This is a genomic window from Streptococcus sp. LMAG:39, assembly GCF_008680485.1.
Classification (GTDB): Bacteria; Bacillota; Bacilli; order Lactobacillales; family Streptococcaceae; genus Streptococcus; species Streptococcus pasteurianus.
Genome location: NZ_NALE01000001.1, coordinates 121,017 through 133,400, shown reverse-complemented (window position 1 = coordinate 133,400; position 12,384 = coordinate 121,017). Strand labels below are relative to the sequence as shown.

The window sequence follows — 12,384 nt, the reverse complement described above, 5'->3', positions numbered from 1 at the left end:
AATGAGATGAGGTGAGAGGGTTGTTACTGGTTAAGCAGGCAAAACCTAGTGTACATATGAAGATTGTGTTAAAGTGCAGTCCTTTTTGTGTACGTTAGTTTTGCCTTTTCTTTCCGAAATTTTTTGAGGAGTAATAAAAGATGAAAATTGATAAAGTCTATAATAACAATGTCGTTTTGGCTAAAGGAGATAACGAAGAGGAAATCATTGTTATGGGAAGAGGACTTGGTTTTCAAAAAAAGTCAGGTGACGAAATTGATTCTACTTTAGTTGAAAAAACTTTTGTTATGCAGGATAATGATATAGCTAATGAGTTGACGCGTGTCTATCTTGATTTATCACCAGCAGAAACCGAGGTTGTTTTTGATATTATTAAGCATGGACAAGAAGTTCTTAAAACGACTTTTGATACTGCTTTTTATATTTCATTAGCAGATCATTTGCATTATACACTTCAACGTACTCGTGAAAATATTACTATTCAAAATCCATTATCATGGGAAATTCGTAAATTTTTCCCAAAAGAGTATCAATTGGGTAGAGATGCTTTAAAAATTATTTGTGAAAAGTTAGGTGTTATTCTGCCTGATGATGAAATTTCCTCAATTGCTTTGCACTTTATCAACGCACAAAAAGATTCGGGAATGGTAGAGCAGAATTGTCAAATTTCAAAGATTGTCACAGATATTTTAGGAATCGTCCGTCTTTTTTATGGTAAGGTTGTCGATGAAGATTCGGTAAGTTATAATCGTTTTATTACCTATATTCAGTATTTTGCTCAACGTGTTGTTAATGGCGTTATTCAAGGAAAAAATGATAGTTTTTTATACGAACAAGTCAAATTAAACTATCCTGTTGCCTTTTCATGTTCTGAAAAAATTAAAAATTATATCGAAAGTAGTTATGATTTTCCAATGAGTCGTGATGAACAAGTTTATATCACCATTCACATTCAACGCTTGGAAACCAGTCATAATTAATAAAAATCATTAGATTTCTCTTCAAAGTGATTTGAGGAGAGATTTTTTTGCGAAAATTTTAAAATGAAAACATAGTGAAAAATGTTGTAAAATAGCTTTATAACAACAAAAATCAAAGAACTTGTTTTCATGAATTGTGAAAACGTTGTTTTGTTATAAAAAAAGTTTAAAAAAGCGCTTGCAAATTATGGAAGCGCATGCTATACTATGAATTGTTAAAAGGATTGTTACTGGTTGGCAGGCAAAACCTGAATGAATACAAGATAGTTTTAGCGTTACCGCAAGGGCGCAAGAAATTGTTTAGTATTTGTTTGGGTTTTTTTCTGTTATTTAAAGCCAAAAAAGAGAAAGGAGCCGTATATGGCTAAGAAAGACTATACAGAGTTAGCAAAAGATATTGTTGCTCACGTTGGTGGTAAAGATAATGTCGTTAATGTTCGTCATTGTGTTACGCGTTTGCGATTCGTTTTAAAAGATGAATCTAAGGCAGACGATGACTATCTTAAACAACGTGATGGTGTTGTTACTGTTGTAAAAGCAGGAGGACAGTATCAAGTTGTCATCGGAAACCATGTGCCAGACGTGTATGCAGCTGTCCTTGAAACTGGAGTTCCTGGTGTTGGTTCTCTTGATGTAGATGAAGGGGATGCTGGTGCAACAGGCAATCTCTTTGATCGCTTTATTGACTTAATATCAGGTATTTTCCAACCATTCTTAGGAGCTTTGGCAGCTGCTGGTATTATCAAAGGGATTGTTGCTATTATGGCAGCTTCTGGAATGGGTGTCGATAATAGTCCTTGGTATGTTATTTTAAATGCCGCTGGCGATGGTTTCTTCCAATTTTTACCAATTTTAATCGCTATCACAGCAGCTCGTAAGTTCAAAATGAATGAATTTACAGCCATTGCGATTGCTGCAGCTTTAGTTTATCCTGACATTGCTACTTCAGTATCAGGTTTAGCAGAGGCTGGTCTTAATAAAGTTTTTGGTATCCCGTTTGAGCTTCCATCATCAGGATCATATCTCTCAACTGTTATGCCAGCGATTTTAGCAATTTGGGTTGGATCACTTGTTGAAAAAACAGCTCGTAAAGTTACACCAGATGTGGTAAAACTATTTGTGGTACCATTTGTAACAATTCTCGTTACTGTACCTTTGACATTCTTGATAGTAGGACCGGCTGCCAATGTTTTAAGCGATTGGTTATCAGCAGCTTTCCAAGCCATTCTTGATTTTAGTCCAATTGTATATGGTTTTATTTTAGGAGCAGCATGGCAAGTATTGGTTATGTTTGGTCTTCACTGGGCACTAGTACCTCTTGCTATTTTAGATGTTGCAACTAATGGTGTTTCTGCTCTTCTAGTAGCAGCAGCTCTTCCAAACTTTACACAAACAGGTGTATTAGCAGCTATCATGTTGAAAACAAAAGAAGAAAAAGTCCGCACTATTGCTATGCCAGCATTCATTTCTTCAATTTTTGGGGTTACAGAACCAGCAATTTACGGTGTAACTCTTCCAATGCGTATTCCTTTCTATATTTCTTGTTTAGTTTCAGGATTTATTGGTTCAGCAACTATGATGCTTAATATTAAACAATATGCTGTAGGAGCTATGGGAATTTTCCAATATCCTGCAAATGTGGATCCCTCTACTGGTGATATGACAGGAATGTGGTGGCTAATTGCTTTGACAGTTATTGCAATTGTTGCTTCATTCATTATTCAAATGATTGCTCCGGTTCCTTACCTATATGGTGGTCCGAAAGATGAATCTGCCACAACTGATAAAAAAGTAGCAGAACCTGTTGCTAATTTAAAAGAATTAAAACAAGAAATTATTGCTAGCCCAATGATGGGAAATGTCGTTAAACTTGAAAATGTTCCTGATGAAGTTTTTGCTTCAGGAGCTATGGGTAAAGGTATTGCTATTGATCCAACAGATGGTACTGTTCTTGCACCAGCAAATGCTGAAGTGACACTTGTCTTCCCAACTGGTCACGCTATTGGTATGCGAACTGAAAATGGTGCCGAACTCTTGATTCACGTTGGTATGGATACGGTATCTCTAGAAGGTAAAGGGTTTAATACCTTAGTTCAAGTTGGTGATAAAGTTGAAGCAGGACAAAAGTTATTGGAATTTGATTTAGATACTATTCGCGAAGCAAACTTACCTGTTATTTCTCCGATCATTGTTACAAACTCAGCTGATTTTGATGACGTTTTAACGACACAAGAATCACATGTTAATACAGGAGATTATCTTCTTACAATAATGAAATAAAAGTTAGAATCGCCTAGCGAAAGCTAGGTGATTTTTTGTATGCTGAGGGACACTGTATATATGATAGAGAATAGTATTTAGGAAGTAGAGGGTAGAGAAATTAAACCTAATGATACTAAAGTTAATTTTTAATAATTTCTATTGGTGTCCATTCGCTGTTAAAGGATATGCACAGTTAAGTGATACTTTACTTGATTGAAAAGAAATAAATCTTGTTATTGTATTAAACTATTAAAAAATGATATTATTATATGTCATGTTAGTAAGCGCTTGCATTGTGTTTTATTAGATGGTATGATAATGTCGTGGTGGGGTTGTTACTATTAAATTAGGCAAAACCTAGTGATTATCAAAATAGGTGGGCTTGAGCATCGCTTTTTTTGATATTGCTAGGTTTTTCTTTTGATTTTATTAGGAAAGGAGATTGAGTATGATTAATTTCATATTGATAGAATAAGAATATTAGTTGGAATTATCAATTAATTCTAAAATGATAATTGTATATAACAACTATTGGTAGAAAATAGAGTTTTATTGAACGTGTATTCAACGGATAAAGGAGATTTGAATATGAAATGGAAGAAAATAGTAATTATTGGAATAACTAGTCTGTCTTTGGGAGCATGTAGCAATGTAACCAACAGTAATTTGAGTAATTCAGGCTTTAATGCTTCTGTTAAGCAAACTATTTCAGGTGGCGATATCAAGGGCCACCAAGATAAAGACAATGATGTTCTGGAATGGTTAGGAATCCCTTATGCTACAGCAAATCGATGGCAAGCGCCAGAGGAAGTTGAAGCGTGGTCGGATACTTTTGATGCGACAAAACCTGGTGAGCAGGATATTCAAGTATCTAACGGTAAAATTGTTGGTAGTGAAAGTGCTCTTAATCTTGATGTGGTTAGACCTGATTCAGATGAAGATAATCTTCCTGTCATTGTCTATATTCATGGAGGAAATAATCAAACAGGTAATGCACAGGAAATTAGGGGAAATACTCTTGTCAATGATATTAATGCTATTTATGTATCGGTTAATTATCGTTTAGGTGTTTTGGGATTTAACCCGTTAGCAGCTTTGAAAACTGGAAATGATGAAGAAAATTCTGGTAATTACAGTTTACTTGATATTGCGGCTGCTTTAGATTGGGTAAAAGAAAATATTGAAACCTTTGGTGGTGATAAGGATAATATTACTTTAGCTGGTTTTTCTGCAGGGGGGCGTGATGTTATGGCAACTTTAATTTCACCACTTTTTGCTGGAAAATATGATAAGGCTATTTCTTTTAGTGGAGGGATGACTCTGTCTGAGGAAACGGAGAGCCAGGAAATTTTTGCTGCTGCTATTTCACCGCTTGTGGTTGAAGATGGTATTAAAGCAACTGAAGAAGAAGCTAACACTTGGCTTTTAACAGCCAATAATGATGTAGAAAATTATCTTAGAGGTATTTCAGCAGAACGTTTAGCTGGACTGATGGGGAACGCTGCTATTCGTATGAAGGCTTTTCCACATCTCTATATTGACGGTACTGTTATCCCTAAATCTGGCTTTAAAACCAAAAGTTATAATGATGTCCCTTTAATGCTTGTCACTGGAACAGATGAATTTTCACTCTTTGCAGCTTCAGATGAGCGCTTTTCTAAAGATTTTACAAGTGGTCAACTATTTACAGATAAAGAAAAACTTGCTGAGTTTACCTACAGTAAAAAATATGGAGGACAACTTTATAGCCTAGCAAATGGTGTCGAAAGTGCTAAGACGATGTCAGATAATTATGACTCAGCTATTTATATCGCTGAAATTTCTTATGGTGATAATAGCAATGTAACACCAGATTTAGCAAAAACATTTGGCGCTTTCCATGGTATTTTTGAGCCAATGTTACAGACTCCATCGAATTATGCCAGTCTTATTGGAGATGCTTTTGAAACTGATGGTGCAGCAGCCATGTCGAAAGATTTCAAAGCTTATTTGAAAAATTTTCTGAACTCTGATGATCCAAATGGTAATGATTTAGCTAAATGGCAGCCTTGGACTAGTACTAATCAGATTCTATCGATTGATGCCACGCAGGATAAAGCAATTATTGAATCAAAGACTAATACAGCAACGGCAGAAGAAATTTTATCTAAAATGGAATCTGATACAAGCTTGACAGAAGAAACAAAAGAGGAATTGAATACAACAGTCCTTAATGGACGTTGGTTTAGTTCAATAATTGATAATAAATATGCTGTGAAGGAGTAGTAAGCCATGAATTGGAAGAAAATGCTTGTCTTTGGAATAGTAGGCTTATTTAGCTTAGGTCTGACAGCTTGTTCGACAAGTCCCTCTACAACATCAAGCGCAAAGAAAAATGTTACAAATAATCAGACTAGTTTAGAAAAATATAGAACAGTTATCACTACTGATGGTGAGGTCGATGATATGAATTCTATGATTCGTTATCTTTATTATTCTAATGAAATGGACCTTGCAGGTATTATACTGACAAGTTCAACTTTTCACTACAACAGTAAGTTTTACTATTCCAAAGGATACAAAATCTGGTGACACTTTCCATATCATCCTAGAAGTTCAAGATGATGGTTCGCATACACTTAAAGCTTATCAGCGTGTTGTTGTTACTGTGAAATAGGTTATAAAAAGAGTCTGGAATGAAAAAGAACCACTTATAATGGACAGTATAAAAAAGTTATATACTGTTCTTATAAGGAGGTTCTTTTCTCATGGCCAAAAAAGGAAGCAAGTTCACCAAATATTCACCCGAGTTCAAATTACAGGTAGTGGACTACCTAAGCGCAAAGAGCGGAGGGATGCCTTCTATTGTCAAAAAATATGGGTTAAAATCAGACAACCAGGTTCTAACTTGGACAAGAAAAATTAAAAGGTATGACTCCCTTAGAATTTAGGTAAGCGTACCTTCTAAAAAACTAACTTTTTTAACTGTCCATTTTATCTGAGGATTGACAGAACAGACTCTTTTTATAGATGAGGTCCAATATAATGCGCTTTTTTTAATTGTTTACGGTATTGGCTGGGTGTCAGTTCGTAATAGCGCTTGAATTGTCGATTGAAATTAGATAAGTTATTGAATCCAACAGCAGTAGCAATTTCTAAAATTGGGTCAGAAGTATTCATTAACAAATCACAGGCTTTATTCAGGCGAACCTGGATGATGAATTCTGTACAAGATGTACCAGCGTGTTGCTTAAAAACTGCCATAAAATGTGTTTTGCTGTAGCCCATAAATTGTGATAGAAAGTCAATTGAGAGATTTTTTTGATAGTTATTGTTAATATAATCAATCAATTCACGAATCTGCTCATTTTTACGATAAGTATCATCAGTATTCTTACGTAAAACATAACGATGATAAAAAAGAAGATATAAAAATTCGTTTAGTTTTGATTTTAGGAGTAGTTCAAAATGGCGTCCCTCATTTTTAGAGAGTTCAAAAATAGTAAAGAGACATTCTTTTATATCTTCATACCCTTCCATATCTGGCTGAATTCGTGGAACAAATTTATAGAGACTGGTTTGTAAGGGCTGCAAATATCTCAGACTAACTTGGTCAACAGTAGAATGTCCAATCATATCTAGATGAAATCGAAAAGTATCGGTAACATGTTTTTGGTTTGCAAGTGGGTGAATTGAGTGCATTCCATTAGGTCGAATGAGGATAATATCACCTGCTTGACTATTGAAATAATCATAATCAATGTGAAAACGAGCAGAACCTTCATAAATATAATTGATTTCTATTTCTGGATGCCAATGAAAAAGGACATCAGGGCGTCCATGCTCAACGACAGTACTATAGTAGTCATATGGCAAGAGATGTTTGTTTTCATCTATTTTTATTTCTAGTAAATCAGTATTGTTTTTCATATATCAATCATCCCAATAATATTATAGTATCATTATATAATGTCATTATATCAAAAATAGTTCAAAAATGGAAACGGATACTTTAAAATTTTCCGAAAACTTTCTTTTTAACATCGTTGTAAAGTATCATAATTTGAAAGGATAATGTTAGCAGTATATTAAATAAAGCATTATAATTTAATGGAATCATAGCTAAGGCCTCTCAACTTTCAGCGATTGATAGCAGGGCTAGGCATGGTTTAGTGTGTTGATAAACACGACCTCTTATACCCTTACAAACTCCGCAAGACATCGTAATCTCCTTTGGTTTAAGCGGAGTTTTATTTTTTTGAGAAAAATATTACTATGTTATCAGAAAATTACATGAAATGCTTAATTTCTTTTAGCTATTTTGAGTGAAAAGTAGTAGAATGAGATAGTAAATAGTTATAAATAATAATTGTTCAAGGAGGAATAATTATGGATGAATTGAAAAAAGTTTTGTTAGCTGGTATTGGTTTGACTTCAATGACTTTAGAAAAGGCTGATACCTTTGTTAAAGAGTTGGTTGAAAAAGGTCGTTTAACTGTTGAAGAAGGAAAAGAACTACAGTCTGAACTAAAACGAAAAGGTGAAAGTGAAGCAAAAGAGTTATTTGACCAACTGGATGTCAAAACAAAATCTGTTCAATATGCTACAAAGGCAGATGTTTCCCGTCTGGAAGATAAATTGGATGCTCTTTTGAAGCAATCAGTATCAGACGATAAAGAGTAGGATGTTTTATGTCACATAAGCGCTTAAGGGAAATCATTAGAGTTTTTAGCTCAGTTGGTTTAATAACGCTAAAAGAAAAAAGAAAACCTATAGAAGATAAGTCAACACCACGTAAATTACGTTTAGCTTTTGAAAAATTAGGTCCTAGCTTTGTCAAAATTGGACAAATTCTTTCAACGAGAAGTGATTTATTTCCTGAGGCTTATATTAGAGAATTAAGCAAGCTGCAAAGTGATGTTCTTCCATTACCTCAAGATGTTGTCATGGAGGCAATTGCCGCAGAGTTGTCAGTACCTATTTCGGAAGTTTTTGCGGACATTTCTTCAGAGCCTTTGGCAAGTGGCTCGGTTGCTCAGACACATCGAGCTACTTTGCTTAATGGCAAAGAAGTTGTTATCAAGATTCAGCGACCGCATTTACCAGAAATTATCGAAGAAGATTTAGAATTGTTGATTGGCTTGTCGCGGCGCATTCCTAAGGCAATGTTGCCCATGGTTAATTTATCAGAGGTTTTGCAGCAGCTCAAGGACAGCTTGACGAAAGAAATCGATTTTCGTAACGAAGCGCAAGCAATGATTACTTTTGCTGAGTTAAATCAATCAATAAAATGCATCGCTATTCCAGAAGTTTTTGACGAATATACCACACCACGTATGGTTGTTGAGGAGTATATTTCAGGAATTCCTATCAATCATTATGAAGAATTGATTAAAGCTGGCTATGATTTGGAAGACATTGGCAAGAAACTGATGCTTAGCTTTATTAAGCAAGTTTTTAAAGATGGCTATTTTCACGGTGATCCGCATCCAGGAAATCTTTTGATTTCTGAAGGAAAAATTTATTTTATTGATTTTGGAATTATAGGGAATTTAGAAAATGGCATGCGCGTGGCGTTAAATGATATTCTTTACAGCTTTACGGCACAAGATGTCGAAGGGATGATGCAGGGCATTTTGTCTGTTACAAGTTTTGATACTTCAATAAATAAAACAGCGCTTAGCCAAGACGTTGAACGAATGCTGGCAAAATATTCTAGTTTGGATTTGGGAGTCTTGTCTATCACAGATTTATTGGAAGATTTGCTGGACGTTTTCGTCAAAAATGGCTTGAAGGCTTCGCCACAGATTACGATTCTAGAAAAAGCTGCGCTACAAATTGAAGGGATTTTCCGCGAATTAGCGCCAGAAGTTGACTTGATGACGCTTGCTAAAAATTATTTTCTAGAAAATATGGGACCTGATATGTTAAAACAGGCCCTGAACAAGGAAACATTATTGATTGAGCTCTTTTATCAATTGAAAAATGGGAAAAATATTCCGCGTCGGCTTAATCAGTTACTTGAACAGATGCTCAATGGTCGGATTTTAATCAATCATGATATTTATGATTATAAAAATCGTATTAAGACCGTCAGTCAAATAGCCAATCGCTTTGTTGTGAGCATTTTATTTCTGGCAGTTATGTTAACCGCAGCTTTGCTTAGTTTTAATGTCGCAATGCAAGAAATTTCCAAATGTCTTTTTGGTCTTGCTGCTCTTTTATTGGTATGGGAGCTTGTCTTGATGCTCAAACATAAATAAAGATGTTAAAAATTTCCTAATAGTTTAGGAAATTTTTTCTATTCTCGTTTTTGTAACCGCTTGCTATAATATTCTTGTATTAATCGAGGAGGTTATGTTATGTCTAAATTACCAGAAAACTTTTTATGGGGTGGCGCAGTTGCCGCTCATCAACTTGAAGGCGGTTGGCAAGAAGGCGGTAAAGGTCTAAGCGTTGCTGATGTGATGACCGCTGGGCGCCACGGTGTTGCACGTGAGATTACTGATGGTGTTATCGAAGGAAAATATTATCCAAACCATGAAGCGATTGATTTTTATCATCATTACAAGGAAGATATTGCCCTGTTTGCTGAAATGGGCTTTAAATGTTTCCGTACGTCGATTGCATGGACACGAATTTTTCCAAATGGTGATGAGTTAGAGCCGAATGAGGCAGGTTTGCAATTCTATGATGATTTGTTTGATGAATGTTTGAAATATGGCATTGAGCCAGTTGTGACCTTATCACACTTTGAGTTGCCTTTCCATTTGGTGAAAGAATACGGTGGTTTCACCAATCGTAAAGTGATTGATTTCTTTGTTCGTTTTGCCGAAACGTGTTTCCGTCGTTACAAAGACAAAGTTAAATATTGGATGACGTTTAATGAGATTAATAACCAAGCCAATTACCAAGAAGATTTTGCACCGTTTACGAATTCTGGGATTGTTTATAAAGAGGGTGATGACCGCGAAGCGATTATGTATCAAGCTGCGCATTATGAATTGGTAGCGTCAGCGCGTGCGGTTAAAATCGGTCATGAAATCAATCCTGATTTCCAAATTGGTTGTATGATTGCTATGTGTCCTATTTATCCAGCAACTTGCAATCCAAAAGACATTTTAATGGCTCAAAAAGCAATGGAAAAACGTTATTATTTCGCTGATGTTCATGTGCATGGCTATTATCCAAATCATATTTTGAAATATTGGCGACGTAAAGAAATCAAGGTTGATGTGACAGAAGAAGATTTGGCTGATTTGACGGATGGCACGGTTGATTATATCGGTTTTTCATATTATATGTCATTTGCGATTGATGCACACCGTGATAACAATCCACACTTTGATTATTTAGAAACAGAAGATTTGGTTCGAAATCCATATGTAAAAGCATCAGAATGGGATTGGCAAATTGATCCAGAAGGGCTACGTTACAGTTTGAACTGGTTTACGGATATGTATCATTTACCGCTCTTTATTGTTGAAAATGGTTTTGGTGCGATTGACCAAGTTGAGGCTGATGGTATGGTGCACGATGATTATCGCATTGCTTATCTTGGTGCTCATATCAAAGAAATGATTAAAGCTGTTGATGAGGACGGTGTTGACTTGATTGGCTACACACCTTGGGGTTGCATTGACCTTGTTTCAGCTGGTACGGGTGAAATGCGCAAGCGTTATGGCTTTATCTACGTTGATAAAGATGATGACGGTAATGGTACTTATAAACGCTCACCGAAGCTATCATTTAACTGGTATCAAAAAGTCATTGCTTCAAATGGTGAAGATATTTAATCGGTTTAGAACCTTTATGAGGCTGCAATCTCCTGCCTTATGGAGGTTTTTTGTTAGAGAAAAGGATAAAGTATGATTGGAATAATTGCTGCTTCATTAACCACACTGGGGTTTATTCCTCAAGTGATAAAGGTATTAAAAACGAAAGATACAGAATCAATTTCTTTGGGTATGTACAGCATGTCTGTGACGGGAATGTTACTTTGGCTAGCGCATGGTATTTCAATTTCTGATATTGCTTTAATTGCTGCCAATAGTATGTCAGCAACACTAGCAGGAACGATTCTGATTTGCAAACTGATTTATAAATAATTTTTTTAAAAATTCTCTGAAGTGCTGTTACATCTGCATTTTAGAGGATTTTTTGATTGAAAATTTGAAATGAATTATCCTATTTAATTGTCGTGAAATCCGTTGATAGTAAAGGTTTGATAGGGCTTCTAAAAAAAGAATATACTAATTGCGTAAAATAAAAAAATACCATATAAGGGAAACAGGAGGTGGAGATATGGTAGGCATTATTAGTGTTATTATTGCCGTTTTATTGATTACGGCAGTTGTCCAAGCTTTCCGCGCTAAGATTTGGGGAACCAAAACATTTGGGTATAATTATGTGATTACAATGACAAATGGTGGCAAGCTGCCAGATTTAAGCCAAAATACCAAGCTAAAAAATAATGTTAGAGTTGTTGGCAAATCTGAATATAGCTGTTCGGTGCAATCTAGGCTTAATGATACAGAGCTCAAGACGCTTTTGATGAAAGAATACCATTTGGATTCAACCGAGATTCATATTCAACCAGCACAATTATCAGGAGCTTTAGGGATGATTTAAGAAAAACAGATGAAAAAATCGTCTGTTTTTTTATTTTGTGTCAAATTCATTACGGAAAATTTATTCTATAAAGTTTATTTTTCCGTATCTATTGGATTTTTTTCCTTATTAAAGAGGAAAAAGAGCACATTTACTTTTTGTAAGCGTTTTTATAAAATAAATGTGTAAATAAAAAACAAAGGAGATTTACATTATGAGTAAAAAAGCTTTAATTATCTGTGCCGGTGGGATGTCATCATCAATGATTGCCAAAAAGACAATGACATTCCTTCAAGAACAAGGTGAAGACATTGAAATGGATGCAGTTGGTGTTCCAGAAGGGCAAAAACGCATCGAAGCTGATAAGTATGATTTATACCTTGTTAGCCCACAAACTAGAATGAATTTCAAACAATTAGCTGACGCGGCAGCGAAAACAAACAAACCGATTGTGCAAATCCCACCACAAGCTTATATTCCAATTCCAATGGGGATTGAGAAAATGGCTACTTTGGTGAAAGAAAATATCTAATTCAGATGTGTTATAATAGTT

General features: G+C 35.2%; 12 protein-coding genes and 1 pseudogene. 12 read left to right on the top strand and 1 reads right to left on the bottom strand.

All coding sequences use genetic code 11. The features are described from left to right. The first annotated feature begins 140 nt into the window (after positions 1-140). The 6 genes and pseudogenes from licT to CCC20_RS00630 form a co-directional block, all read left to right on the top strand. Positions 141-980: a BglG family transcription antiterminator LicT gene (licT, locus tag CCC20_RS00650; RefSeq protein ID WP_287178306.1), complete on the top strand. Its 840-nt coding sequence runs from the start codon at positions 141-143 to the stop codon at positions 978-980. A 360-nt stretch (positions 981-1,340) separates the two neighbouring features. After that, on the top strand, positions 1,341-3,260 hold the full coding sequence (locus CCC20_RS00645; RefSeq protein WP_111718233.1) for a beta-glucoside-specific PTS transporter subunit IIABC: 1,920 nt from the start codon (positions 1,341-1,343) through the stop codon (positions 3,258-3,260). A 570-nt stretch (positions 3,261-3,830) separates the two neighbouring features. After that, a complete protein-coding gene (locus CCC20_RS00640) occupies positions 3,831-5,507 on the top strand; it encodes a carboxylesterase family protein (protein ID WP_013851892.1) in 1,677 nt (558 codons plus the stop codon). A 6-nt stretch (positions 5,508-5,513) separates the two neighbouring features. Further along, positions 5,514-5,813: a nucleoside hydrolase-like domain-containing protein gene (locus CCC20_RS00635; RefSeq protein ID WP_003065030.1), complete on the top strand. Its 300-nt coding sequence runs from the start codon at positions 5,514-5,516 to the stop codon at positions 5,811-5,813. Then, the gene (locus CCC20_RS11380) at positions 5,788-5,898 is read left to right on the top strand and encodes a hypothetical protein (protein ID WP_353733550.1); all 111 of its coding nucleotides are present in this window, start codon (positions 5,788-5,790) and stop codon (positions 5,896-5,898) included. Before CCC20_RS00635 ends, CCC20_RS11380 begins: the two co-directional genes overlap by 26 nt. 91 nt (positions 5,899-5,989) lie before the next feature. Beyond that, positions 5,990-6,163, top strand: a pseudogene (locus tag CCC20_RS00630) (transposase); the annotation flags it as partial. 82 nt (positions 6,164-6,245) lie between these two features. Here CCC20_RS00630 and CCC20_RS00625 read toward each other — a convergent pair. Beyond that, positions 6,246-7,151 (bottom strand): helix-turn-helix domain-containing protein, encoded by a 906-nt coding sequence (locus tag CCC20_RS00625; RefSeq protein ID WP_069788941.1) that lies wholly within the window; start codon positions 7,149-7,151, stop codon positions 6,246-6,248. A gap of 459 nt (positions 7,152-7,610) precedes the next feature. Between CCC20_RS00625 and CCC20_RS00620 the strand changes: the two genes are divergently transcribed. The 6 genes from CCC20_RS00620 to CCC20_RS00595 all read left to right on the top strand — a co-directional run bounded on the left by CCC20_RS00620 (position 7,611) and on the right by CCC20_RS00595 (position 12,363). After that, the gene (locus CCC20_RS00620; RefSeq protein ID WP_069788942.1) at positions 7,611-7,904 is read left to right on the top strand and encodes a phasin family protein; all 294 of its coding nucleotides are present in this window, start codon (positions 7,611-7,613) and stop codon (positions 7,902-7,904) included. Between the two features lie 8 nt (positions 7,905-7,912). Further along, on the top strand, positions 7,913-9,484 hold the full coding sequence (locus CCC20_RS00615) for an ABC1 kinase family protein (RefSeq protein WP_003065024.1): 1,572 nt from the start codon (positions 7,913-7,915) through the stop codon (positions 9,482-9,484). A 99-nt stretch (positions 9,485-9,583) separates the two neighbouring features. Beyond that, a complete protein-coding gene (locus tag CCC20_RS00610; protein ID WP_003065022.1) occupies positions 9,584-11,017 on the top strand; it encodes a 6-phospho-beta-glucosidase in 1,434 nt (477 codons plus the stop codon). A 72-nt stretch (positions 11,018-11,089) separates the two neighbouring features. Continuing rightward, on the top strand, positions 11,090-11,329 hold the full coding sequence (locus CCC20_RS00605; RefSeq protein WP_003065019.1) for a SemiSWEET transporter: 240 nt from the start codon (positions 11,090-11,092) through the stop codon (positions 11,327-11,329). A 196-nt stretch (positions 11,330-11,525) separates the two neighbouring features. Further along, a complete protein-coding gene (locus tag CCC20_RS00600) occupies positions 11,526-11,852 on the top strand; it encodes a hypothetical protein (protein WP_041973458.1) in 327 nt (108 codons plus the stop codon). A gap of 193 nt (positions 11,853-12,045) precedes the next feature. Then, positions 12,046-12,363: a PTS cellobiose transporter subunit IIB gene (locus tag CCC20_RS00595; RefSeq protein ID WP_003065015.1), complete on the top strand. Its 318-nt coding sequence runs from the start codon at positions 12,046-12,048 to the stop codon at positions 12,361-12,363. Positions 12,364-12,384: the final 21 nt, after the last annotated feature.

Coding starts and splice junctions, on each gene's coding strand:
- CCC20_RS00625 (WP_069788941.1), bottom strand. CDS start 7,151: ATGAAAAACAATACTGATTTACTAGAAATAAAAATAGATGAAAACAAA.
- CCC20_RS00620 (WP_069788942.1), top strand. CDS start 7,611: ATGGATGAATTGAAAAAAGTTTTGTTAGCTGGTATTGGTTTGACTTCA.
- CCC20_RS00635 (WP_003065030.1), top strand. CDS start 5,514: ATGAATTGGAAGAAAATGCTTGTCTTTGGAATAGTAGGCTTATTTAGC.
- CCC20_RS00640 (WP_013851892.1), top strand. CDS start 3,831: ATGAAATGGAAGAAAATAGTAATTATTGGAATAACTAGTCTGTCTTTG.
- CCC20_RS00645 (WP_111718233.1), top strand. CDS start 1,341: ATGGCTAAGAAAGACTATACAGAGTTAGCAAAAGATATTGTTGCTCAC.
- CCC20_RS00595 (WP_003065015.1), top strand. CDS start 12,046: ATGAGTAAAAAAGCTTTAATTATCTGTGCCGGTGGGATGTCATCATCA.
- licT (WP_287178306.1), top strand. CDS start 141: ATGAAAATTGATAAAGTCTATAATAACAATGTCGTTTTGGCTAAAGGA.
- CCC20_RS00600 (WP_041973458.1), top strand. CDS start 11,526: ATGGTAGGCATTATTAGTGTTATTATTGCCGTTTTATTGATTACGGCA.
- CCC20_RS00610 (WP_003065022.1), top strand. CDS start 9,584: ATGTCTAAATTACCAGAAAACTTTTTATGGGGTGGCGCAGTTGCCGCT.
- CCC20_RS00615 (WP_003065024.1), top strand. CDS start 7,913: ATGTCACATAAGCGCTTAAGGGAAATCATTAGAGTTTTTAGCTCAGTT.
- CCC20_RS00605 (WP_003065019.1), top strand. CDS start 11,090: ATGATTGGAATAATTGCTGCTTCATTAACCACACTGGGGTTTATTCCT.